Annotated in this window: 21 protein-coding genes; 8 read left to right on the plus strand and 13 right to left on the minus strand. The window is 73.1% G+C overall.

What is annotated here, in order from left to right:
* Window positions 1–9: 9 nt before the first annotated feature.
* From E0W78_RS03745 to ftsY, 6 genes are all read right to left on the minus strand, one after another.
* Window positions 10–834, minus strand: coding sequence for an MBL fold metallo-hydrolase (locus E0W78_RS03745; RefSeq protein WP_131402490.1), 825 nt, complete (start codon window positions 832–834; stop codon window positions 10–12).
* Between the two features lie 7 nt (window positions 835–841).
* A complete protein-coding gene (ffh, locus tag E0W78_RS03750) occupies window positions 842–2,395 on the minus strand; it encodes a signal recognition particle protein (protein WP_131402491.1) in 1,554 nt (517 codons plus the stop codon).
* 46 nt (window positions 2,396–2,441) lie between these two features.
* Entirely contained in the window at window positions 2,442–4,775 is a 2,334-nt protein-coding gene (locus E0W78_RS03755) for a [protein-PII] uridylyltransferase (RefSeq protein ID WP_278249417.1), read from the minus strand.
* Window positions 4,709–5,047 carry a P-II family nitrogen regulator gene (locus tag E0W78_RS16460; RefSeq protein ID WP_165570400.1) on the minus strand — a complete coding sequence of 113 codons (339 nt, stop codon included), beginning with the start codon at window positions 5,045–5,047 and terminating at the stop codon, window positions 4,709–4,711. The genes E0W78_RS03755 and E0W78_RS16460 overlap by 67 nt, the downstream gene beginning before the upstream one ends.
* 1 nt (window position 5,048) lies before the next feature.
* Complete coding sequence (locus tag E0W78_RS03760; protein ID WP_131402493.1) at window positions 5,049–6,278, minus strand: ammonium transporter; 1,230 nt, start codon at window positions 6,276–6,278, stop codon at window positions 5,049–5,051.
* 144 nt (window positions 6,279–6,422) lie between these two features.
* Entirely contained in the window at window positions 6,423–7,592 is a 1,170-nt protein-coding gene (gene ftsY, locus E0W78_RS03765) for a signal recognition particle-docking protein FtsY (protein WP_131402591.1), read from the minus strand.
* 125 nt (window positions 7,593–7,717) lie between these two features.
* On the opposite strand from ftsY, the gene E0W78_RS03770 reads away from it, so the two are divergent.
* Window positions 7,718–8,308 carry a phosphatase PAP2 family protein gene (locus E0W78_RS03770; protein WP_131402494.1) on the plus strand — a complete coding sequence of 197 codons (591 nt, stop codon included), beginning with the start codon at window positions 7,718–7,720 and terminating at the stop codon, window positions 8,306–8,308.
* A gap of 47 nt (window positions 8,309–8,355) precedes the next feature.
* Here E0W78_RS03770 and cydC read toward each other — a convergent pair whose 3' ends face one another.
* The 4 genes from cydC to E0W78_RS03790 are packed head-to-tail and all read right to left on the minus strand — an operon-like array spanning window position 8,356 to window position 14,024.
* Window positions 8,356–9,948: a thiol reductant ABC exporter subunit CydC gene (gene cydC, locus E0W78_RS03775; RefSeq protein WP_131402495.1), complete on the minus strand. Its 1,593-nt coding sequence runs from the start codon at window positions 9,946–9,948 to the stop codon at window positions 8,356–8,358.
* Window positions 9,945–11,570 carry a thiol reductant ABC exporter subunit CydD gene (gene cydD / locus E0W78_RS03780; protein ID WP_131402496.1) on the minus strand — a complete coding sequence of 542 codons (1,626 nt, stop codon included), beginning with the start codon at window positions 11,568–11,570 and terminating at the stop codon, window positions 9,945–9,947. The genes cydC and cydD overlap by 4 nt, the downstream gene beginning before the upstream one ends.
* Window positions 11,571–11,586: 16 nt before the next feature.
* Window positions 11,587–12,600 carry a cytochrome d ubiquinol oxidase subunit II gene (gene cydB, locus E0W78_RS03785; RefSeq protein WP_131402497.1) on the minus strand — a complete coding sequence of 338 codons (1,014 nt, stop codon included), beginning with the start codon at window positions 12,598–12,600 and terminating at the stop codon, window positions 11,587–11,589.
* An 11-nt stretch (window positions 12,601–12,611) separates the two neighbouring features.
* Window positions 12,612–14,024, minus strand: a complete 1,413-nt coding sequence (locus E0W78_RS03790) for a cytochrome ubiquinol oxidase subunit I (RefSeq protein ID WP_131402498.1) — start codon at window positions 14,022–14,024, stop codon at window positions 12,612–12,614.
* 120 nt (window positions 14,025–14,144) lie between these two features.
* Between E0W78_RS03790 and E0W78_RS03795 the strand changes: the two genes are divergently transcribed.
* Together E0W78_RS03795 and E0W78_RS03800 are read left to right on the plus strand one after the other, a co-directional pair.
* The gene (locus E0W78_RS03795; protein ID WP_131402499.1) at window positions 14,145–14,513 is read left to right on the plus strand and encodes a BlaI/MecI/CopY family transcriptional regulator; all 369 of its coding nucleotides are present in this window, start codon (window positions 14,145–14,147) and stop codon (window positions 14,511–14,513) included.
* Window positions 14,510–15,400 (plus strand): M56 family metallopeptidase, encoded by an 891-nt coding sequence (locus tag E0W78_RS03800; RefSeq protein WP_131402500.1) that lies wholly within the window; start codon window positions 14,510–14,512, stop codon window positions 15,398–15,400. Before E0W78_RS03795 ends, E0W78_RS03800 begins: the two co-directional genes overlap by 4 nt.
* Window positions 15,401–15,502: 102 nt before the next feature.
* On the opposite strand, the gene E0W78_RS03805 is transcribed toward E0W78_RS03800, so the two are convergent.
* On the minus strand, window positions 15,503–16,030 hold the full coding sequence (locus E0W78_RS03805; protein WP_131402501.1) for a ribonuclease H: 528 nt from the start codon (window positions 16,028–16,030) through the stop codon (window positions 15,503–15,505).
* A 335-nt stretch (window positions 16,031–16,365) separates the two neighbouring features.
* On the opposite strand from E0W78_RS03805, the gene E0W78_RS03810 reads away from it, so the two are divergent.
* From E0W78_RS03810 to E0W78_RS03830, 5 genes are read left to right on the plus strand one after another with little or no spacing between them, the layout of a single operon-like run.
* Window positions 16,366–17,670, plus strand: coding sequence for an HNH endonuclease signature motif containing protein (locus E0W78_RS03810; protein WP_131402502.1), 1,305 nt, complete (start codon window positions 16,366–16,368; stop codon window positions 17,668–17,670).
* A gap of 37 nt (window positions 17,671–17,707) precedes the next feature.
* Window positions 17,708–18,286, plus strand: coding sequence for a hypothetical protein (locus E0W78_RS03815; RefSeq protein ID WP_131402503.1), 579 nt, complete (start codon window positions 17,708–17,710; stop codon window positions 18,284–18,286).
* A gap of 10 nt (window positions 18,287–18,296) precedes the next feature.
* Entirely contained in the window at window positions 18,297–18,863 is a 567-nt protein-coding gene (locus tag E0W78_RS03820) for a 1-acyl-sn-glycerol-3-phosphate acyltransferase (protein WP_131402504.1), read from the plus strand.
* A gap of 50 nt (window positions 18,864–18,913) precedes the next feature.
* Window positions 18,914–19,300, plus strand: coding sequence for a hypothetical protein (locus E0W78_RS03825; RefSeq protein WP_131402505.1), 387 nt, complete (start codon window positions 18,914–18,916; stop codon window positions 19,298–19,300).
* Window positions 19,297–19,674 (plus strand): hypothetical protein, encoded by a 378-nt coding sequence (locus E0W78_RS03830; RefSeq protein ID WP_131402506.1) that lies wholly within the window; start codon window positions 19,297–19,299, stop codon window positions 19,672–19,674. Before E0W78_RS03825 ends, E0W78_RS03830 begins: the two co-directional genes overlap by 4 nt.
* Here the strand turns inward: E0W78_RS03830 and E0W78_RS03835 are convergent.
* Together E0W78_RS03835 and smc are read right to left on the minus strand one after the other, a co-directional pair.
* On the minus strand, window positions 19,671–20,120 hold the full coding sequence (locus E0W78_RS03835; RefSeq protein WP_131402507.1) for a thioesterase family protein: 450 nt from the start codon (window positions 20,118–20,120) through the stop codon (window positions 19,671–19,673). The two genes, E0W78_RS03830 and E0W78_RS03835, sit on opposite strands and share 4 nt — an antisense overlap.
* On the minus strand, window positions 20,117–23,743 hold the full coding sequence (gene smc / locus E0W78_RS03840; protein WP_131402508.1) for a chromosome segregation protein SMC: 3,627 nt from the start codon (window positions 23,741–23,743) through the stop codon (window positions 20,117–20,119). The genes E0W78_RS03835 and smc overlap by 4 nt, the downstream gene beginning before the upstream one ends.
* Window positions 23,744–23,763 lie beyond the last annotated feature (20 nt).

Genomic DNA, 23,763 nt, shown 5'->3' on the forward strand with positions numbered 1-23,763 from the left:
TCGACCGTACTAGCGCGCGGGCCTCCCGGCGCGAGCGGGCACGGCGAGCCGCTCGCCGTCGCGGCCGGGCGCGGCGCCGAGCGGGGCCAGCGCGGCCGTCAGCTCCGGCTCGGACGGATTGTGGTGGCCCAGGTGGATGGCGCGGACGAGCGTCCGCCCGTCGACCGCACCGACGTCGCGCAGCCGGGCCAGGACGTCGCCGAACGTGCCGAGGTGCAGGTGGCCGTCGCCGAGACCGGTGCGCCGGCCGTGGGTCTGCTCGAGCAGCACCAGGTCGTAGCGGGCACCGGCGACGGCGGCGTACCAGTGGTCGGGCCACGGGCCGGTGTCGCAGGCCCAGAGCAGACGCGCACCGTCCGGTGCCGTGACGTCGTACAGGACGGCATCGCCGTCGGCCATGACCCGGTGCGCGGCGGGAAGCACCCGCACCCGGTGCTCCCCCAGCACGACGTCGTCACCGGCGCTCACCGGCACGAGCCGCACCGGGTCGTCCGGGCCGATCCAGTCGCGGCACTGGTCGAGCGCGGACGTCGGCCCCACGACGTCCAGTGGGCCGGCGGACGTCCACGACCGGAACAGCAGCGCTTGCGGTCCGAGGTGGTCGACGTGGGCGTGGGTCACCAGGACGTGGCGCACCGCGGCCAGCGAGTGACCGAGCCGGACGGCCTGCGCCGGCACGCCCGACCCGCAGTCGAGCAGCAGCGTGCCGTCGACGAGGGCGGACGTCTGGCCGCGGACGGTGCCGCGCTCGGCCGCGTCGCGGCACGAGGCGCAGCCGCAGAACGGGTTGGGCCAGCCGTCGGCCGCGCCGGACCCGAGCAGGACGACGTCCACGCCGGGCCTACAGCAGGTCCTTGAGCTCCTTGGGCAGCTCGAAGTCGTCGGCGCCGGGCTGCGCGCCGAAGCCGAACGCGGCAGCGCCGTCGGCGGGCTGGGCCGGCTTGCCCTGGGACGCGGCCGCGCGCTTGGCCGGGTTGCCCGACACGCGCTTGCCCTTCTTGCCCTTGTTCTGCGGCTTCTGCTTGGCCCCCGCGCGCTTGCCGGGCATGCCGGGCATCCCCGCGCCGCCCATGCCGGGCATCCCGGGCATGCCGCCGCCCTTGGCCATGGCCTGCATCATCTTGCGGGCCTCGTAGAAGCGGTCGACCAGCTCGTTGACGTCCTTGACCTGCGTGCCCGAGCCCTTGGAGATGCGCAGGCGGCGCGAGCCGTCGATGAGCTTGGGGTTGTCGCGCTCGGCCGGGGTCATCGACTGGATGACGGCCTTGATGCGCACGACCTGGCTCTCGTCGAAGTTGGCCAGCTGCTCCTTGTACTGGCCCATGCCCGGCAGCATGCCGAGCAGCTTCGTCATCGAGCCCATCTTGCTCATGGCTTCCATCTGCTTGAGGAAGTCGTCGAGCGTGAACGAGCCCTGGACGATCTTGGCCGCGTCCTTCTCGGCCTGCTCGGCGTCGAAGGCCTTCTCGGCCTGCTCGATGAGCGTCATGACGTCGCCCATGTCGAGGATGCGCGAGGCCATGCGGTCGGGGTGGAAGACGTCGAAGTCGGTCAGCTTCTCGCCCGTGGAGGCGAACATGATCGGGCGGCCGGTGAGCGCGCGGACCGACAGCGCGGCACCACCGCGCGCGTCGCCGTCGAGCTTGGTGAGCACGACGCCGGTGAAGTCGACGCCCTCGAGGAAGGCCTGCGCGGTGGCGACGGCGTCCTGGCCGATCATCGCGTCGATGACGAACAGGACCTCGTCGGGGTTGACCGCGGCGCGGATGTCGGCGGCCTGCTGCATCAGCTCGGCGTCGATGCCCAGGCGTCCGGCGGTGTCGACGATGACGACGTCGTGCAGGGTGCGGCGGGCCTCGACGATCGAGTCGCGCGCGACCTGCACGGGGTCGCCGACGCCGTTGCCCGGCGCGGGCGCGTAGACCGTGGCGCCGGCCTGCTCGCCGACGACCTGCAGCTGGGTGACGGCGTTGGGCCGCTGGAGGTCGGCCGCGACGAGCATCGGCGAGTGGCCGTTGTCCTTGAACCAGCGGGCCAGCTTGCCGGCGAGCGTCGTCTTTCCGGCGCCCTGGAGGCCGGCCAGCATGATGACGGTCGGGGCGGTCTTGGCGAAGCGGACCCGGCGGGTCTCGCCGCCCAGCGTCGCGACCAGCTCGTCGTTGACGATCTTGATGACCTGCTGGGCCGGGTTGAGCGCCTGGCTCACCTCCGAGCCGCGGGCGCGCTCCTTCACGTGCGCGACGAACTCCTTGACGACCGGCAGCGCGACGTCCGCGTCGAGCAGCGCGACACGGATCTCGCGCGCGGTGGCGTCGATGTCGGCCTCGGAGAGCCGACCCTTGCCGCGCAGGTTCTTGAACGCGGACTGCAGGCGGTCTTGCAGGGAGTCGAACATGGGCGCGGGACGTCCTTGAGTCGAGAGCTTCGGGAACCGTCCCAGCCTAACGGAGGGCCTGCACGAGCCGGTCGCGCAGCGCCCCCGCGGCGTCCGGGTCGAGCGCCTCGCCGTCGGTGCCGACGACGTAGAACACGTCGCGCACCTCGTCGCCGTAGGTGGTCAGGTGGGCGGACCGGATGGAGTGGCCGGCCTCGGCGATGGTGCGGCAGACGGCCCAGACCAGGCCACGGCGGTCCGTGGTCCGCAGCCCGACGAGCGTGGCCGAGGCCCGGCTGTCGAGGATCTCGACGCGGGGCTCGGCGGCCGGCGACGGCTCCCAGGCCAGGCGCGCGGTGAGGTCGAGCCCGCCGGCGAGCGCCTGGCGCACGCGGGTGCCGACGCGGACGGCCTCGACCTGCTCGCGCGTCACCTCCCACAACGACGCGGCCAGGGCGTCCTGGGTGTGCAGGCGGACCGACCGCACCTGCAGCCCGCTCGTGGCCAGGGCCCCGGCGACCAGAGCCATGAGGCCGGGCCGGTCACGGCTCACGACGGTGACGAGCGCGCCGGCCGCGCCTCGCTCCTGGACGTGGACCTCGGCGTCCTCGGCGCCGAGGGCGTCCAGCGACGGCAGCGGGACGTCGGACGGCCAGCCGGCGTACTCGTCGGCGTCGGCGGGGACGTCGGCCCGCAGCGCGGCGCGGGTCTTGGCGACCAGGCCCCGCACGAGCCCGGCCCGCCACGGCGTCCAGGCGCTCGGCCCGGTGGCGCGCGCGTCGGCCTCCGTGAGGGCGGCCAGCAGGTCCAGCACCTCGACCGAGCCGACCTCGGCGGCGACCTCGGCGGCGGTGGCCGGGTCCTCGATGTCGCGGCGGACGGCGAGGCCGGGCAGGAGCAGGTGGTGGCGCACGAGCAGCCCGACCGTGGCGGCGTCCCGCTCGGACAGGCCCCAGCGGCGCGCCACCTGCTCGGCCAGCGGCGCCCCGACGATGCTGTGGTCGCCCGGGCGGCCCTTCCCGACGTCGTGCAGGAGCGCGGCGACGAGCAGCAGGTCGGGGCGGGCCACCTCGCGGCGCAGCCCCGCGGCGACCGCGACGGCCTCGACGCTGTGCCGGTCGACCGTCCAGGTGTGCACCGGCGAGCTGGAGCCACGCAGCCGGATCGCCGCCCACTCGGGCAGCCAGCGGTCGACGACCCCGGCGTGGTCGAGCTCGTCCCACACCGGAACCAGGCCGCCGCCGGTGGCGAGCAGGTCGAGCATCAACCGGGTGGACGTCTCGGGCCACGGCCCGGCCACCTCGGCCGGCAGCTCGCGGGCCAGGCGGGCCGCGCTGCCCGGGTCGATCGGACGTCCGCGCCGGGCGGCCTGCACGGCCAGGCGCAGCGCCACCTCGGGGTCGCGGGCGGGGTCGGCGTCGCGGGTGAGCACCACCTCGCCGCCGAGCAGCACGACGCCGTCGGCGAGCGGGGTGACGGCGGGGCCGCGCGCGGTGACCCGGCGACGGCGTCCGGCGGTGTCGAGCGCGTCGTCGTAGCGCCGCCAGGTCGTGGTCACGAGGTGGTCGAGCCGGCGTCCCAGCGCGCGGACGCCCAGGTCGAGCTGCTCCGGGTCGCGGCCGAGCACCCGGGCCACGTCGGGGACGAGCTCGGGCAGCAGCTTCTCGGTGTGGCGCCCGGTCACGTCGTGCAGCGCGTCGCGCACGTCCAGCAGCGCGTGCGCGAGGTGCTCGACCTCGGGCAGCGGGACGTCGACGAGCCACGAGGCCACCGCGGCCCGCAGCAGCACCGCGTCGCGCAAGCCACCGGCGGACGCCTTGAGGTCGGGCACGGCGCTGTGCGCCACCCACCCGGACCGCTCGATGCGGGCTTCGCGGTCGGCCCGGACGTCCTGCAGGCGAACCCGGGCGGTGCGCCGCCAGTCGGCCATGACCGCCGACCGGGCCTCGACCACGAGCGCGGCGTCGCCGGCGACCGGACGAGCGTCCATGAGCGCGAACGTCACGCGGAAGTCGCGGGAGGCGAGCTCGCGGGTCTCGGCGGGGGTGCGCACCGAGGCGTCGGGCTTCCAGCCGGCGTCCCACAGCGGGGTGGTGAGCCCCTCCATGAGCGCCGCGACCTGCTCGCTCCCCCAGGCGTCGTCGTGCAGGACGAGCAGGTCGAGGTCGTTGCGGCCGGACAGCTCGCGGCGTCCGTAGCCGCCGGTCGCGACGACGGCGAGGCCGCGACCCTCCTGCCGGACGTCGGCAGGCAGGGCCGCGGCCACGAGGTCGCGCACGGTCGCGTCGGCGCGGGCGGTGAGCTCCGCGCGACGGGCCGCGAGGTCGGGCTGGGTCAGAGCGCCGCCTCGTCCGTCTCGCCGGTGCGCACGCGCACCACCGAGTCGACCGGGACGACCCAGACCTTGCCGTCGCCGATCTTGCCGGTCTGCGCGGCGGCGGCGATCGTCGAGACGACCGTCTCGGCGTCCGCGTCGTCGACGACGACCTCGAGCCGGATCTTCGGCACCAGCGACACGTCGTACTCGGCGCCGCGGTAGACCTCGGTGTGGCCCTTCTGCTGGCCGTAGCCGCTGGCCTCGGTGACGGTCATGCCGGCCACGCCGGCCCCGGCGAGGGCCTCGCGGACCTCTTCCCACTTGTGCGGCTTGATCACCGCGGTCACGAGCTTCATCTCATGCTCCCGTCTTGAGGATGGAACCGCCGCCGCCACCGGCGAAGTCGTAGGCGCTCTCCAGGTGCTCGACCTGGTCGATGCCGGTCACCTCGAGCTCCTCGTCGAGGCGGAAGCCGATCGTGCGGTCGATCAGCAGGCCGATCACGTAGGTGAGGACGAACGAGTACGCGAGCACCACGGCGGCGGCCAGCGTCTGCTTGCCGAACTGGGTGAGGCCGGCTCCCTCCGTGGCGAGCAGGCCGATCAGCAGGGTACCGACCAGGCCGCCGACGAGGTGGACGCCGACGACGTCCAGCGAGTCGTCGTAGCCGAGCTTGTACTTGAGGCCGACGGCGAAGGCGCAGAGCACGCCCGCCACGACGCCGATGAGGATCGAGCCGACCGGCGACGCCGCACCGGCGGCCGGGGTGATGGCGACCAGGCCGGCGATGGCACCGGACGCGGCGCCCAGGCTCGTGCCCTTGCCCTCGCGGACGAGCTCGACCGCGATCCAGCCGATGATCGCGGCGGCGGTGGCCACGGCGGTGTTGACGAACGCCAGGCCGGCGAGCCCGTTCGCGCCGACGGCGGAGCCCGCGTTGAAGCCGAACCAGCCGAACCACAGCAGGCCGGCACCGAGCAGCACGAAGGGCAGGTTGTGCGGACGCATCGGGTCACGCTTCCAGCCGACCCGCTTGCCCAGCACGAGCACCAGGGCGAGGCCCGCGGCGCCGGCGTTGATGTGCACCGCCGTGCCGCCGGCGAAGTCGATCGCCTCGAGCTGCGTGGCGATCCAGCCGCCGTCGTCGCCGAAGTCGAAGACCCAGTGCGCGACCGGGAAGTAGACGACCGAGACCCACACGACGGTGAAGACGATCCAGGCGCCGAACTTGGCCCGGTCGGCGACCGCGCCGCTGATGAGGGCGACGGTGAGGATCGCGAACATCATCTGGAAGCCGGCGAAGACGTACTCGGGGATGGTGCCGTACGCGGTGTCGACCGCGATGTTCGACAGGCCCAGGCGGTCGAACCCGCCCAGCCAGCCGTTGCCGCCGGGGCTGAAGGCCAGCGAGTACCCGTAGAGCACCCACAGGACCGGGACGATCGCGAGCGCGGCGAAGCTCATCATCATCATGTTGAGCACGCTCTTGGCGCGCACCATGCCGCCGTAGAAGAACGCCAGGCCTGGCGTCATGAGCAGGACCAGCGCGGCGCTGATCAGGATCCACGCGGTGTCGCCGGTATCCATGTGACCTCCGAGGTGTGTGTCGGGCGGGAGGGCGTCCCCGCCGCGTCACACACTCGTCGGCCCCGATTTCGGTTCCCGGGCACGCACGTTGCGCGCAGGTCACGAAACCGCGCTGCGTGTGAACAGCGCGTTACACGGCGCCGGTCAGGACAGCAGCGCGTCGACGAACTCGGCCGGGTCGAACGGCGCCAGGTCGTCCGCGCCCTCGCCGAGGCCGACGAACTTCACCGGCACGCCGAGCGTGCGCTGGACGCCGATGACGATGCCGCCCTTGGCGGTGCCGTCGAGCTTGGTCAGCACGACGCCGGAGACCTCGACGACCTCGCTGAAGATCTTGGCCTGGGTCATGCCGTTCTGGCCCGTGGTGGCGTCGATGACCAGCAGCACCTCGGTGACCGGGGCCTGCTTCTCGATGACCCGCTTGACCTTGCCGAGCTCGTCCATGAGGCCGGACTTGGTGTGCAGGCGTCCGGCGGTGTCGACCAGGACGACGTCGACGCCGTCGGTGATGCCCTGCTTCACGGCGTCGAAGCCGACGCTGGCCGGGTCGCCGCCCTCGGGGCCGCGGACGGTCGGGACGCCGACGCGCTCGCCCCAGGTCTGAAGCTGGTCGGCGGCCGCGGCGCGGAAGGTGTCGGCGGCGCCGAGCAGGACGCTGCGGTCCTCGGCGACCAGGACGCGGGCCAGGCGGCCGACGGTCGTGGTCTTGCCGGTGCCGTTGACGCCGACGACGAGCACGACGCCGGGCTTGCCGTCGTCGCCGACGGTGTGCAGCGTGCGGTCGAGCTCGGGTCCGACGGCCGCGACCAGCTCCTCGCGGAGCACCTCGCGGGCGCGGTCGGGGTCGGCGACGCCCTCGACCCGCAGGCGGGTGCGCAGGCTCTCGACCAGGTCCTGGGTGGGCTGCACGCCGACGTCGGCCGCGAGCAGGGTGTCCTCGATCTCCTCCCAGACGTCGTCGTCGAGCTTCTCGCGCCCGATCAGCGCGAGCAGGCCCTTGCCCAGGGACGAGTTGGAGCGCGACAGCCGGGCGCGCAGGCGGGCCAGCCGGCCGGCCGGCGCCTCGGGACGCTCGATCGTCGTGGTGGGCGCGGCCTTCTCGTCGGCCGGCACCTCCTCGAACGGCGGCTCCTCGTCCTCGGACGCCAGGTGCGGCTCCGGGTGCTCGGGGTGCTCGATCGTCTCGGTGGTGATCTCGTCGAGCACCTCCGGCGGCGGCAGCTCCTTGCGTCCGCGCGAGACGAACAGGCCGGCGCCGACACCCACCAGGGCGACGAGGGCGACCAGGGCGACGATGAGGATCTCGAGAGTCACGTCCACGCCGCGATCCTATGCGCAGCCGCGACGGCGCCCGCGCCCGGTGACGGGCCGCGGCCGGCCGTCGTGCCTATGCTCGGCCCCGGGTGCGTGCGGGCCCGGCGCACGGGAGGAGCAGGACGATGACGCGTGCAGCAGCGGACCGTGACCGCACCGTGACCCTTGCCTGCGCGGCGGGCTTCGTGGCACTGACCGCGCGCTTCGCGCGGGAGCCCCGCCCGCGCGAGGTGCGGCTGTTCACCGCCCTCAACGACGGTCCGCACGGCGCGTGGCTGCGGGTGCCCCAGCAGCTCGGGACGCCATGGACGCTTCCGGCCGCGAGCGCCTACCTGCTGCTGCGCGGACGCCGGACGGACGCGCTGGCCGCCGCCGCGGCGCTGCCGCTGGTCAAGGGCCTGGAGGTGCGGACCAAGCGGCTGCTCGACCGGCCCCGCCCGCTCATGGTCACGCCCACGGCGCTGCGCGACGACGCTCCGGTCGAGGGCCCGTCGCAGCCATCCGGGCACGCCGCCATCGCGGCCGCCGCCACCTACCTGCTGGCGCCCGCCGTGCCGGCGCCGGTCGCGGGCGTGCTGACGCTCGGCACCGCCGGGGTCTCGTACGTCCGCGTGAACCAGGGAGCGCACTGGCCGAGCGACGCGGTGACCGGCCTGCTGCTGGGAGTCGGCGCGGCCGCCGGCCTGCGCTGGGGCGCCGCCCGCCTGCTGGGCTGAGGGGACCGCCGCGGGACGGCATGGCCGTGCCGTCCCGCGGCGGTGGTCTAGACGGACGCGGGTGCGTCCAGGTGGACGACCACGTCGGCGCGGGCCAGCACGCGCGGGTCGTGCGAGACGAGCAGCAGGCTGCGTGCGGGACGCAGGGCCAGCAGGTCGTCGACGAGGGCGTCGGCGGTCTGCTCGTCCAGGTGCTCGGTCGGCTCGTCGAGGACGAGCACGCGGTGGCCGCCGAGCAGCAGCCGGGCCAGGGCCAGGCGCTGACGCTCGCCGCCGGACAGCCGTCCGCCCCGCTCGCCGGTGCGCGTGTCGAGCCCGTCGGGCAGCGTCGCCACGAAGTCGGCCAGGCCGGCCAGCTCGAGCGCCTCCCAGAGCCGGGCGTCGTCGGCGGTCGGGTCGCCGACGCGCAGGTTCTCGCGCAGGGTCGTGTCGAAGACGTGCTCGTCCTGGCCGAGGTAGCCCACGACCGAGCGGACGTCCGCGCCCCGCAGCCGCTCGACGTCCACCCCACCGAGCTCGACCGAGCCCGCGCGGACCGGGAGCAGCCGCAGCAGCGTCAGCGCGAGGGTGCTCTTGCCGCCGCCGCTGCGTCCGGCGACCGCGACGAGGCCGCCCTCGGGCAGGTCGAGGTCGATGCCGCGCGCGACGGGGACGTCGCCCCAGCCGACGGCGAGGCCGCGGACCCGCAGGTCGTGACCGGCCGGCAGCGGCGCAGGCGTCTCGGGGTCCGCCACGGGGGCGGGGGTCTCGTGGAAGGCGCGCAGCCGGCGGTCCGCGGCGTCGGTGACCGCCCGCAGCCCCTCGGCCGCCACGACGTCCGAGAACGGGTCGACCAGCGCGACCGGGGCGAGCACCAGGACGGCCACCAGCACCGGCGCGAGGCTTCCGTCGGTAGCCACCACCGAGCTGAGCACGACGGCGACGCCGGTGGCGAGCAGCACGAGCGCGTTGCCCAGGCCGGTCGTCCAGGCCAGGTGGTTCTGGGCCGCCGCGAGCCGCGCGTCGACGCCCCGCAGGCGCTCACGCACCGGCTCCCCCGCCCCGTAGGCGACCAGGTCGGGAGCGTTGAGCACCAGCTCGGACGCCTCGGAGGCCAGCTCGCCACGCAGGGGCGCGACCTGCGCCTGCCGGCTCGCCTCGACCCAGCGGGTCAGCAGGTGCACGCCGGCGGCGGTGACGACGGCCGTGGCCAGCACGACGAGCGCGGCGCGCCAGTCCAGGAAGGCGAGCAGCGAGACCACCACCAGGACGCTGATCGACGTGACCGTCCACGGCAGCCGGACGCGCAGCAGCCGGTCCTGGCCGGACTCCACGTCCGCCACGACCCGGCTCACCAGGTCGCCGCGCCGCGTGTCACCGAGCCCGCCGGGGGCGAGCCGGTCGAGGTCGTCGTAGACCGCGAGCCGCTGGCGGGTGGCGAGCCCGAAGGCCGCGTCGTGGGTCAGCAGCCGCTCGCCGTAGCGCAGCGCCGCCCGGGCGATGCCGAAGAAGCGGACGCCGACGATGGCGACCATGAGGTACATGACCGGCGGCTGCTCGGCGGCCCGCGAGATGAGCCAGGCCGAGACCAGCAGCAGGCCGATAGCGGCCAGCTGGGACAGCGTGCCGAGCAGGGTGCCGAGGACCAGACGCCTCTTCATCGGACTGTCACCTCCTGCCGTCCACCGACGGCGATCGTCGTGTCGGCCGCCGCGACCACGTCGCGGTGGTGGGCCACCACGACCACGGTGGCGCCCAGGTCGCGCAGGCTGCGGAGCACGGTGGCCTCGGCCGCCGCGTCGAGACCGGCGGTCGGCTCGTCCATGAGGACGAGGCGCGCGTCGCCGCGACGCACGGCCAGCAGCGCGCGGGCGATGCCGACCCGGCGCCGCTCCCCCGCCGACAGGTCACGTCCCTGGTCCTCCAGCACCCGGTCGAGCGGGAGGTCGGGGGCGCCGGCGTCGGCCAGGGCCCGCGCGACGTCGTCGTCGGACGCGTCGCCGGCACCGAGCCGGACGTTCGCGGCGACGCTGTCGCGGAGCAGCCCGGGCACCTGCGGCACCCAGGCGACCTGGCGCCGCCAGGCGGCGGGGTCGGCGCCCGCCAGGTCGACGCCGCCGACCATCACCCGTCCCGTCGTGGGGCGCAGGAAGCCGAGCAGGACGTCCAGCAGGGTCGACTTGCCCGAGCCGGACGGCCCGGTGAGCGCGACGAACGAGCCCGGCTCGATCGTCGCGGTGACCGGCGCCAGCACGGGCACGTCGCGTCCGTCGCGCGTCACGCCGACCGCGTCCAGCACCACCGGCGCACCGGCCACGGACGGGACGGTCGCGGTGCCGTCGGCCCGGTCGTACTCGAGCAGGTCGAGCGCGTCGGCCGCCGCGCCCACGCCCTCCTGGCTCGCGTGGAAGTGGGCACCCATCTGGCGCACCGGCAGGAACGCCTCGGGCGCGAGCAGCAGGACGAACAGGCCGGGAGCCAGGTCCATGTGCCCCTCGACGACGCGCAGGCCGATGCTCACCGCGACGAGCGCGACGCAGATGGTCGAGAACAGCTCCAGCACGAAGCCGGACAGGAACGCCATGCGCAGCGCCTTGACCGACTCGCGACGGTGCTGGTCGCCGACCTTGCGCAGACCCGCGTCCTGGCGGCGGCCGTGCACCTTCAGCACCCGCAGGCCGTCGAGCACGTCGCCGAAGTGGGCGCCCAGGCGCTGCAGCGCCTCGTACCGGCGGTCGACCTTGTCGCGGGTCAGCTTGCCGACCAGCACCAGGAACATGACCACCAGCGGCAGCGTGATTGCGACCGTGACCGCGGCGAGCAGGTCGGTCGTGGCGATGGCGACGACGACGGTGGCCGGCACCAGCGCGGTGAGCACCAGCTGGGGCAGGAACTTGCCGAAGTACGGGTCGAGCGCGTCCAGGCCGGGGCCGAGCAGGCCCACCACCCGGGACGCCTCCGGCCGGTCCCCGACCCGCCGCGGGTCCAGGACGGCGGCGGTGACCTCGTCGCGCAGTCCGCTCTTGACCGCGACGGAGGCACGCTCGGACAGCAGCGCGTGCACCCAGGCCAGGCCGGCGCGGGCGGTGAAGCACAGCGCCACTCCGGTCAGCAGGGCCGCCGTCGCCGAGCGTCCCTCGAACCCCCGCGCGATGAGCCAGGCCAGCAGGGCGGCCTGGGCGACGACGACCACGGCGGTCGCCACGCCGACCGCGACGCTGGCGGCGAGGTAGCGGCGCACCGCGCGCGAGCGGCGCACCAGGCGGGGGTCGAGGGGCTTCATGCTCGGTCCTTCCCGGTCAGGACGCGGCGAGGGTCTCGGTCGGGATGTGGTGCGTCCCGATCCGCTTGCGGAAGACCCAGTACGACCAGGCCTGGTAGCCCAGCACGATCGGGGTGAACAGCCCGGCGACCCAGGTCATGATCGTCAGCGTGTAGTCCGTCGAGGACGCGTTCTCGACGGTCAGGTTCCAGGCCGGGTCCAGCGAGCTGGGCATGACGTCCGGGAACAGGCCGGTGAAGAGCATCACCGTGACCAGCGCGATCGCGGCGAAGGTGCCGGTGAACGCCCACCCGTCGCGCTGCGCGACCGCGGCGAGCAGTCCGCCGACGAAGGCCAGCGCGGCCAGGGCACCGAGCACCCACACCGCCGTCTGGTCCTGGTCCATGCCGGTCCAGAAGATGAAGACGACGGCGAGCAGCGCGGCCCCGAGGCCGGCCTTGACCGCGAGCGCGTTGGCCCGCTGGCGGATGTCGCCGACGGTCTTGAGCGACACGAACATCGCGCCGTGCACCAGGAAGACGGTCAGGGTGACGAGGCCGCCGAGCAGCGCGTACGGGTTGAGCAGGTCGAGCAGGGTGCCGACGAACTCCTTGTCGGCATCGATCGGCACGCCGCGGACGATGTTGCTCAGCGCGACGCCCCACAGGAACGCGGGCAGGAACGAGCCGACGATGATCGCGCGGTCCCAGCCGCGCTTCCACGACTCGCCGCCGCGCTTGTGCCGGTACTCGAACCCGACCGCGCGGATGATGAGCGCCACGAGGATCGCGAACAGCGGCAGGTAGAAGCCGCTGAACAGCGTCGCGTACCACTCGGGGAACGCCGCGAACGTGGCGCCGCCGGCCACGATGAGCCAGACCTCGTTGCCGTCCCAGACCGGGCCGATCGTGTTGAGCAGCACGCGCCGCTCGGTGTCGTTGCGGCCCATGACGGCCATGAGCATGCCGACCCCGAAGTCGAACCCTTCGAGGGTGAGGTAGCCGACCCACAGGACGGCGATGAGGATGAACCAGACGGTGGTGAGCTCCATGGCAGGGCCTCTCAGTACGCGAACGCCAGGGGCGTGTCGTCGTCGACGTCGTCGGGGTGGCGGGGCGCGGCCTCGTCCGGCAGGCCCTTGTCGATGTAGGTGAGCAGGAGCTTGACCTCGATGACGGCCAGGACGCCGTACAGCGCGGTGAAGCCGATGAGGGACGTCAGGACGGTGCCGGCGCTGACGCCGGGCGAGACGCCGGCCGCGGTCGGCAGCATCCCGAACACCAGCCAGGGCTGGCGGCCCATCTCGGTGAAGATCCAGCCGAAGGAGTTGCCGAACAGCGGCAGGAAGGGCAGCACGACGCAGAGCCAGGCCCATCGACGGTGGGTCAGCGTGCGGCCCTTGCGGGTCACCCACAGCAGCAGCGCGCCCGCGGCCGCCGCGGCCATGCCGAGAGCGATCATCCAGCGGAAGGCCCAGTAGGTGACCGGGATGTTCGGCGAGTACTTCACGCCCTCGCCGTACTTGGCCTCGTACTCCGCCTGCAGGCTGTTGATGCCGCGCACCTCGGAGTCGAGGTCGCCGTTGGCCAGGTACGACAGCAGGTGCGGCACCTTGATCGACCACAGCTCGTGCTTCCCGTCGGGCGTGCCGACGGTGAGGATCGAGAAGGACGCCGGCTGCTCGTCCTCGTAGAGGCCCTCGGCGGCGGCCATCTTCATGGGCTGCACGTCCATCATCACCTTCGACTGCATGTCGCCGGTGATGGCGACGCCGAGGCCGGAGATGACGAGGGTGACGGCGCCGAGCCGCATCGCCGTGCGCCAGGTGTCGGCGTGGCCGTCGTCCGAGCGGCGCACGAGGCGCCACAGGGCGACGCCGGCGACGAAGCCGCCGCCGACCAGGAAGCAGGCGGTGATCTGGTGCGGGAAGGTGACGAGCACGACCGGGTTGGTCATGACCGCCCAGAAGTCGGTGAGCTCGGCGCGGTTCAGCGTCTCGTTGAAGGTGAACCCGACCGGGTTCTGCATGAACGAGTTCGCGGCGAGGATGAAGTAGGCGCTCAGCAGCGTGCCGAACGCGGCGATCCAGATGGTCGCCAGGTGCACCCCGGGCCGCAGCTTCTCCCAGCCGAAGATCCACAGGCCGAGGAACGTCGACTCCAGGAAGAACGCGAGCAGGCCCTCGATGGCCAGCGGGGCACCGAAGATGTCGCCGACGAAGCGGGAGTAGTCGCTCCAGTTCATGCCGAACTGGAACTCCTGCACGATGCCGGTGACGATGCCCATCGCGAAGTTGATGAGGAAGAGCTTGCCGAAGAACTTGGTGAGCCGGAGGTACTTCTCGTCCTGCGTGCGGAACCACGCGGTCTGCAGCCCGGCGACCAGGAACGACAGTCCGATCGTGATCGGGACGAAGAAGAAGTGGTAGACGGTGGTGATGCCGAACTGCCACCGCGCGATCTCGAGTGCTTCCATGCGAGAGGTCCTTCGGAAGAGCCGAACTACTACGAGTCGTAGTAACTACTACGGAGCGTAGTACGATGGATCGCACGGTCACAACGAGGTACTACCTGACGTAGTAGAGGGGTTGGTCACATGCCGCGGCTCGGGGAGCTGGAGCGCTCGGTCATGAACGCGCTCTGGGACGCGCCCGCACCCCTGACAGTGCGCGAGGTGCAGGAGAAGCTCGACGAGCGCGACCTGGCCTACACGACCGTCATGACCGTGCTGGACCGGCTGGACAAGAAGGACATGGTCGTGCGCGAGCGCGACGGACGCGCCTACCGCTACGGCCCCGCCGTCACCCGCGACGCCGCGACGTCCGAGCTGCTGCACGCCGTGCTCGACAGCGCCGGCGACGACCGCACCGCGGCTCTCGTCCACTTCGCCCGCACCGTCGACCCGTCCGAGGCGGCCGCCCTGCGCAGCGCCCTCGACGAGATCCTGGCGATGGACGACCGGTGACCCCGATCTGGCTGGGCCTGCTCGGGCTGGCGCTCGCGCTGCCCGTCCCGGCCCTGCTCGCCCGCAGCACGTGGCCCCTCCGGGCGCCGCGCGCGGGCATCGTCATGTGGCAGTCGCTGGCCGTGGCCGCGATCCTCGCGACGTCCGGCGCCGGCCTGTCGACCGCGCTCTGGCTGGTGTCGGTCGACGACCCGTCCCCCTGGCGGGTCGTGCTGCACGTGGCCGTCCTGGGCGTCGGCGTGCTGGTGTGGGCGAGGTTCTGGTGGGCGGCCTGGACGGTGTGGCGGCGCACGGGTGAGCGACGCCGGCGCCAGCGCCACCTGGTCGACCTGCTCGGCGAGCCCGACGGCGCCGAGCCGGCCCTGCGCGTGCTGCGCCACGAGACGCCCATCGCGTACTGCCTGCCTGACCGCACCAAGGCGCGGGTCGTCGTCTCCAGCGGCACGATCGACCTGCTGGACGAGGACGGGCTGCGGGCGGTGCTCGAGCACGAGCGGTCGCACGTCCGCTCGCGCCACGACCTGGTGCTGGAGGGCTTCGAGTTCCTGCGCGCCGCGTACCCGCGCTTCCTGCGCACCGACGCTCCGCTGCACCAGAGCCAGGTGATGGTCGAGCTGCTCGCCGACGACGCCGCCCGCCAGGTCGGCGGCGTGAAGCCGGTGGCGAAGGCGCTGGTCACGCTGGCCGACGCGCCCACCCCGGCCGGCGCGTTGGGCGTCGGATCGGCCGCCGCGGTGCGGCTGGAGCGCCTGCGCGACCCCGACCCGAGCAACCGGCTCGTCGCCGCGTCGCTCTACCTGTTCTCGGCCGCCGTCGTCGTCGTGCCGACCGTCGCGATCGCCATCCCGTGGATGGTGCACGCCTGGCAGGTCCTGCTCGAGCGCTGAGCGTCCCGCTCCCTGGCCGCTGCCCGCTCCCTTAGCCGCTGCCCGCTCCCCGAGCCGCTGCCCGCTCCCTGAGCTTGTCGAAGGGCCGGGCCCGTCGAAGGGTTACGCCCGTGCGGCGGTGCGCACCTCGGCGACGTCGCCCCGGGACGCCCGGGCGGAGGCCTGACCAGCGAGCTCGTCCGCCGCGACGTTCAGCGGCCACACCGTGCGGTCGGTCAGGTGCGCCTTCACCTTCTGGAAGAACACCGGCGTGCGGCTGTCGCGCCGCTCCTGCATGAGCGCGTAGATCGCCTGGACGATCTCGACGTTGGCGACGACCTCCTTCTTGGAGTTCCGCCACCCGTTGCGCGCCCAGCCCGCGGCCCACGTCGTCGAGCAGCCGATCGTGTACGCGGAGTCGGCCTGCAGAACGAGCGGACGTCCGGCGAAGTCGCGCAGCGCGTTCTCGACCGCGAGCAGCTCACCGATGTTGTTGGTGCCCTCGACCAGGCCACCGCACGCGGACGTCCCGTCGGCGGCGACGTACGCCCACCCGGTCGGGCCGGGGTTGCGCACGCTCGACCCGTCCGTCCCCACCACGATCGCGCCGGGCAGCGCGAGGACGTCGGTGTGCGAGCGGGTCAGCGTCATGAGGTCTCCTGCGGTCTTCCTGGGTGGGCCCGGCGACCCTATCGGCGCACCTTCGTGCGTGGTCGCCCGAGGGGCTCATGACGAGGCGGTTGGGTACGTGCGCGCTCGACCCCGCTCCTTGAGCTTGTCGAAAGGAGCCTGGGTGCGTGGTCGCCCAAGGGGCTGATGACGACGCGGCTAGGTGCGCGCTTCCCTCTGCGTTGCCGACTCGCTCGACCCCGCTCCTTCAGCTTGCAGGTCGAAGGCCCGAAAAAGTCTAGGATTCCAGGGAATATCGCATTGTCCCTGTCGCCCCTGCGAGGTAGACTAGAACAAACGTTCGACGGGGGTTTCGGATGATCAGCGACCAGGTAGCGGCACTGCTGGAAGAGTCCAGCGCGCTCGAGCCGTGGACGCTGACCAACCGTGAGATCCGTGCCGAGCTGCAGGCCGCGGCTCAGGCAGCCGCTGCGCTCCAGGCGCTGACCGTCCGGCTCACCGCGGCGGCCGACGGTCGTGGTCTTCCCCGTGAGGACGGCTGCACGTCCCCGACGGTCTGGCTGGCCAGCACCACGAACGTCTCGAAGCGCGAGGCCTCGAAGCTCGTGTCACTCACTCGTCTCGATCCGACCCGTGGGCGCATCACGCAGGAGCGGTGGAGCACCGGCCGACTGACGACCGAGCAGGCGCACATCATCCTCAGGGCACTCGACCAGCTTCCGGAGTGGTTCGTGGACGAGCAGCACGACGACGCCGAAGCCACGCTCCTGGAGCACGCGTCGGAGTTCGGCGCGGACGACCTGCGCCGGCTCGCGAACCGGATCGTGGAGGTCGTCGATCCTGACAGTGCGGACGAGATCATCGGCGCCCAGCTCGAACGCCAGGAGAAGCAGGCGTGGGACGAGACGCACCTGTCGATCATCCGCATGGGTCGCGGTCGTTCGAGCATCCGAGGTGTGCTGCCGAACGTGCAGGCGGACATGCTCAAGACCGTGCTTGAGGGCCTCGCCTCGCCCCGACGGGCTGGTGCGGTCTTCCGCGACGTCGACGGCGAGCACTCCGACCACGAGATCGGCCGGCTGGACCACGCCCGCCGCATGGGACTGGCCCTGTGCGAGCTGGTCGAGCACCTCCCACAGGACGCGTTCCCGCAGGCCGGCGGCGTCGCCGCGACCGTGACCATCAACATCGACCTCGACGACCTCCGGGAGCGGATCTCCCGGGCGACGCTCTCGACCGGGACGAGCATGAGCGCCGGTGAAGCTCGCCGGTTCGCGTGCAACGCCAACCTCATCCCCATGGTTCTCGACGGGGCGAGCCAGCCGCTCGACGTCGGTCAGCAGAAGCGTCTCCACGACAGGTCCCAGCGCGTCGCCCTCGCGAAGCGGGACGGCGGCTGCTCCTGGAAGGGATGCGACCGACCGCCCGGCTGGTGCGAAGCCCACCACCTCCGACCATGGAGTGAAGGTGGAGACACGTCTGTCGAGAACGGTGCCCTGTTCTGCTTCTTCCACCACCACCTGCTCCACGACTCCGACTGGCAAGCCCGCCTCAGTCACGACGGCGTCGTCGAAGTCATCCCGCCACCACGCATCGACCCACAGCAGCGACCCCTGCGCCACGCCCGCCACGTCAAGCACCGACCCCGCGTGCCGGCGTGAGGCTACCGTTCCCTCACATCGGACCAGGGGGGACGAGATGAGGTTGACCACGGCGCTCGTGTGCGTGGGCGTGCTCACGCTGGGCGGCTGCACGGGTGACGGGCAGGACGCGGCACCACGCGCGCGCGACGACGAACAGTCATCGGCTCGGCTCGCACCGCAGGACGAGGGCAGCACGAGCGTGTGCCTGCTGGAGTCCCAGGTCGGGCAGCAGTACGGCGTGTCCGGCCCGCCGGTCCGCGCGTTGGGCGGCGACGTCACGCTCACCGGTGTCGAGCTCCACGCGTCGCGCGGCGTCGAGCTGCTCCAGACGCTCGTGACCACGCCCGGACCTGGTGCCGGCGACGGCCTGTGGACCAGCGACTGGCCGGCCGAGGATGACGAGGACGGCGGCGACGTCCTCGACTGGAGCAGCCGGCGTCCGCTCCCGCAGTCGGAGCTGGAGAGCGGGACCGCCTTCGTCCCCGTGGCGGCCCTGCGGATCCGACCGCCGGCGCACTTCGGCGGCCTGTCCTTCACCTTCCGGCGACCGGACGGGACGACGGGCACCGACGTCGCGGAGAGCGACGTCTCGTTCGCCCCGGGCACCGCCTGCGACGACCAGCGGGCGCCGTAGGCTCCTCCCCATGCTGCGTCAGCGATTCGCCCGAGCCGTCACCCGTGTCATGGGCTACAAGATGGTCGGAGAGGTGCCCCCGAACGGCATCCTCGTCGGCGCCCCGCACACCTCCAACTGGGACTTCGTCACGATGCTCCTGGTCATGTGGCACGGCGGCGAGCACCCGCGGGTCCTGGTCAAGAAGCAGCTGTTCTTCTTCCCGCTCGGACCGATCCTGCGGCTGTTCGGTGGCATCCCGATCGACCGCGACAACGCGAGCACGATCGTGTCCGAGCTGGTCGCGGAGGCGAAGGAGGGCGAGAACTTCCGCCTCGTCTTCGCCGCGGAGGGCACCCGCAGCAAGGGCGAGTACTGGAAGTCCGGGTTCTACCGACTGTCGCAGCAGACCGGCCTGCCCGTGACGCTGGCCTTCTTCGAGCCGCCGACGAAGACGATGGGCTTCGGTCCGTCGTTCGTGGCGTCGGGCGACGTGAAGAAGGACATGGACATGGTCCGCGCCTTCTACGCCGACAAGGGCGGCATCAAGCCCAAGAACGCCACCCTCCCCCGCCTCCGCGAGGAGGAGCGCGCGTAGAACCCTCGCGTTCTGCTTCGGCCCGCCTCTCCATGGCCGATGATGCTGCCATGCAGATCGCCCCGGACGCTCGTCGTTGGCTGAGCGTCAGCGCTGCCTCCCTGGCCCTCGAGGTCCTGTGCAGGGTCTACGCTCCCGGACGCTACGGGCCGGGCTGGACGCTGCTCAGCCTCCTGCTCCTCGCCCTCGTCTGGCGGCGGAGTCCCGCCGCTCGCGCCGTCCTGTTCGTCCTCGCCATGACCGGCGGCCTGATCTACAGCGTCGGATTCATCGACCCGTCCGGCAGCCCGACCTTCTCGGCCGCCGGCCTCGACGTCCCGTACGCCTGGGCGTTCGCCCTCTCGTTCCTCGGACAGGCGCTGCCGCTCCTCACGCCGGCCGTGCGCGACCACGTCCAGAAGCGCGACGTGGCTGCCCCAGTCCCCGCTGCGGCATGACCTCGGCGTCCCCGGCCACCGTCGTCGTGCCTCGCCGGGCGCTCGCTGCCGGTGCGGCACTCCTCGCCCTCGGGTTCGTGGCCGGTCACGTGTGGGCCGACCAGCACGGCGTCCGGACGATGACCGGCACCGCGACGCGACTGAACGACGAGAACCAGCTCGTCACCTTCGACGGCGACGACGGCACCCAGCTGCCGATCATCGCCGACGCCGTGGCGTGGGAGTCCCAGGACGGAAGCCAGTCCGGGGACGGCACTCCCCCGTGCCTGGGCACGCCGCTGAAGAAGGTCCGCGTCGAGGTCGGGGTCGTGGACGGGTCCCTGCCGGACGGTGGCGGACCGGACGAGCACGTGATCTGGGTCCGCTGTCCCTAGCCCGCGAGCTTCTCCAGGACGGCGCGGATGACGTCCGGCACCGGCGTCACGGTGCGCTCGGCGCCGGTGACGTAGACGTGGACGAACTTCCCGACGGCGGCGGGCTCGTCCGACTCGCCCTGGAACAGGCCGATCTCGTAGACGGCGCTGGAGCGCCCCAGCCTCGTCACGGCGAGGCCCGCCTGGACGTCGCCGGGGAAGCGCAGCTCGCGGAGGTAGCGGCAGCCGGTCTCGGCGACGACGCCGTACGCGTCGAGCCGCCGGGTGTCGGTGCCCGTGGCCTCGATGAGGTAGCCGTTCACCGCGGTGTCGAAGTACGAGTAGTAGACGACGTTGTTGACGTGGCCGTAGACGTCCTCGTCCTCCCAGCGCGTCGTGATCGTCCGCAGCACCGGGTAGTCGCCGCGACGTCGCTCGGTCGTCTGCTCGCTCGTCTGCCCGCTCATGCCGGCTCCTCCTCGCGGAGGCGCTGGCTGATGACGGCCGAGACGCCGTCGCCGCGCATGGAGACGCCGTACAGCGCGTCCGCGACCTCCATCGTGCGCTTCTGGTGGGTGATGACGATGAGCTGGCTGCTCTCGCGCAGCTCCTCGTAGATCTCGAGCAGGCGGCCCAGGTTGGTGTCGTCGAGCGCCGCCTCGACCTCGTCGAGGATGTAGAACGGGCTCGGCCGGGCCTTGAACAGGGCGACCAGGAAGGCCACGGCCACCAGCGAGCGCTCGCCTCCGGACAGCAGCGACAGCCGCTTGACCTTCTTGCCCGGCGGGCGCGCCTCGACGTCGATGCCCGTCGTGAGCATGTTGTCGGGATCGGTGAGCAGGATGCGTCCCTCGCCGCCCGGGAACAGCCGGCTGAAGACGTGGGTGAACTCGCGCTCGACGTCGTGCCAGGCGGCGGTGAACACCTCCTCCACCTTCACGTCGACGTCCTGGACGATCTCCATGAGGTCCTGACGGGTGCGGCGCAGGTCGTCGAGCTGGTCGGACAGGAACTGGTGCCGCTCCTCCAGCGCGCTGAACTCCTCCAGCGCGAGCGGGTTGACCTTGCCCAGCATGGCCAGGTTCTTCTCGGCCAGGCGCAGCCGCTTCTCCTGCTGCGCCCGGACGTACGGCACGGTGCGCGGCGGCGGCTCGGACTCGTCGTCGGTCCCTTCGACAGGCTCAGGGACCGGGACAGGGTCGGACTCCGGGACGTCCTCGGCGGCCGGCGCCCAGGTGGACGGGTCGTCGAGCACCGGCACCCAGACGGCGGGCCCGAACTCGGCGACGAGGGTCTCGGGCTCCACGCCGAGCTCGTCCTGGGCGCGCTGGCTGAGCGCCTCGATGCGCAGCCGCTTCTCGGCCCGGGCGAGCTCGTCCTTGTGCGCCGCGTTCGTGAGCGTCTCGAGCTCGGTGGACAGCTCGCGCAGCCGGGCCCGGACGTCGCGCAGCTCGTGCTCGCGGCCCCGGCGGCCCTCCTCGATCTCGGCCCGCACGGCGGCGGCCGCGTCGATGGACGTGCCCAGCCGCTCCAGCACCGGCTCCCCCGCGGCGACGACCGCCCCCGCAGCCTCGGCCTCGCGACGCAGCCGCTCACGGCGCGCGGCCGCCTTGGCGCGGGCCTCGCGCTCGGCCTGCGCGGCCTGGCGCAGGTTGGTCACCTGGCTGGCCAGCGACGTGGCCCGCTCCTCGTTCGTGCGCAGCGCGAGCCGGGCGTCCATCTCGGCCTTGCGGGCGGTGGACGCCTGCTCGGCGAGCCGCTCCATGTCGGCGGTGTCGGGCTCCTCCTCGGGCGCCTGCTCGGCCTGCTCCAGCCGCTCGGCCAGCTCGGCGAGCGAGGTCTCGTCCTTCTCGCGCGCCTCGGCGGCGCGGGTGCGCGACGCCTCGAGCCGCTCGGCCTCCGCCTTCGCCGCGGTCACCGTGGCCCCGAGCTGCTCCAGCTTGGACGCGACGGCGGCGACCTCGGCGTCGGACTCGTGCAGGCGCGACAGCGCCGCCTCGACCCGGTCGACCGCCTCGGCGTGCTCGGCCTGGACGCTGCTCAGCTCGAAGCGCATCCGCTCCAGCGACGCCGTGACCTCGGTCAGCTCGCCGGACGTCTTCTCGATCGCGGCCTGCACCTCGAGCAGGCTCTGCTGCTTGCCCGACCCGCCGTGCGCGAAGTGCGCACCGAGGACGTCGCCCTCGCGGGTGACGGCGGTGACGTCGGCCTCCGCGTGGACGAGCGCCCGGGCGGCGTCGAGGTCGTCGACGACGGCGACCTTGAACAGCAGCCGGGCCAGCGAGCCCCGCAGCGCGTCGGGCGCCTCCACGACGTCGAGCGCGTAGACGGCTCCGTCGGGCAGCCCCGGCCATGACGCGTCGTCGACCGGACCACCGGCCAGCAGCATGCCGGCGCGGCCGAGGTCCTCGTCCTTGAGCCGGGCCATGGCGCCCAGCGCGCCGTCCAGCCCCTCGACCGCGACCGCGTCGGCGGCCGTGCCGAGCGCCTCGGCGACCGCCTTCTCGTAGCCGGGCTGCACCGTCAGCAGCGCGGCGACCGACCCGAGCAGGCCGTCGACCTGCTCGCTGACCGCCAGCAGCGCGCCGGCGCCGTCCTTGCGGGCAAGGCCGGACTCCAGCGCGTCCTTGCGGGCCGTGAGCGCCGCCTGCGACCGCTCGGCCTCGGCGATGCGCGTGCGGACGTCGTCGAGCCGGGCGGCCAGCTCGGCGGCGGCCGTCTCGGCCTCCTCGTGCTCACGGTCCAGACCGCCCTCGCCGTCGAACAGCCCGGCGATCGTGGACTCCAGCGCGGTGTACTCCTGCTGGGCCGAGCGCGAGCGCTGCGCGGCCTCGTCGCGAGCGGCCTCGAGCCGCTGGATCTCCTGGCCGGCGGCGTCGACCCGGCTCTGCGCCGCGTTGACCTGACCGTGCAGGCGGGCCAGGCCCTCGCGCCGGTCGGCGGCGGCCCGCAGCAGCCCGGCGATGCGGCGCTCCTCGGTCGAGTACGCCGTCTCGGCCTCGCCCCGCGCGGCGACCGCCGTCTCGAGCTCGCCGGACGCCGCCTCGACCGCCTCGCGGAGCGCGTCCAGCCGGGCCTGCACCTCGTCGGCGTCGGCCTCGATGTCCTCGGGGTCGCGTCCCTGCGGCCGGTCGTCGGCCTGCGACGTGGCCATGCGGACGCGCTCCTGCGCCAGGTTCAGGGTGCCGCGGATGCGCTCGCGCAGGCCGGACAGCTGGTACCAGGTCTCCTGGGCGGCCGACAGCGCCGGCGAGTCGGCGGCGAGCCGCTCCTCGACCTCGGACTCGGCCTGCCGGGCCTGGGCGATGGCCTCCTCGACCGCCTCGCGCCGCTCGCGCAGCGCGGTCTCGTCGGCCAGCTCGGTCTGCAGCTGCTCCAGCGCGGTGGCGAGGTCGTCGGCGAGCAGGCGGGCGCGGGCGTCGCGGACGTCGGCCTGGATGACGACGGCCCGGCGCGCGACCTCGGCCTGGCGGCCCAGCGGCTTGAGCTGGCGGCGCAGCTCGGTGAGCAGGTCCTGCAGGCGGGTCAGGTTGCCCTGCGTCGCCTCCAGCTTGCGCAGCGCCTTCTCCTTGCGCTTGCGGTGCTTCAGGACGCCGGCGGCCTCCTCCACGAAGCCGCGACGCTCCTCGGGCGTGGCCCGCAGGACGCTGTCGAGCTGGCCCTGGCCGACCACGACGTGCATCTCGCGGCCGATGCCGGAGTCGCTGAGCAGCTCCTGGACGTCCAGCAGGCGGCACGAGCTGCCGTTGATGGCGTACTCGCTGCCGCCGTTGCGGAACAGCGTGCGCGAGATCGTGACCTCGGAGTACTCGATCGGCAGCGCGCCGTCGGTGTTGTCGATGGTGAGCACGACCTCGGCGCGGCCCAGCGGCGGGCGCCCGGACGTGCCGGCGAAGATGACGTCCTCCATCTTGCCGCCGCGCAGGCTCTTGGCCCCCTGCTCGCCCATGACCCAGGCGAGGGCGTCGACGACGTTGGACTTGCCCGACCCGTTCGGGCCCACCACGGCCGTGATGCCGGGCTCGAGCTGCAGGGTCGTCGAGGACGCGAACGACTTGAACCCACGGATCGTGAGGCTCTTCAAGTACAACGGACGCTCCTGCCAGGCGG

It is taken from the genome of Aeromicrobium sp. IC_218, from assembly GCF_004336805.1.
Lineage (GTDB): Bacteria > Actinomycetota > Actinomycetes > Propionibacteriales > Nocardioidaceae > Aeromicrobium.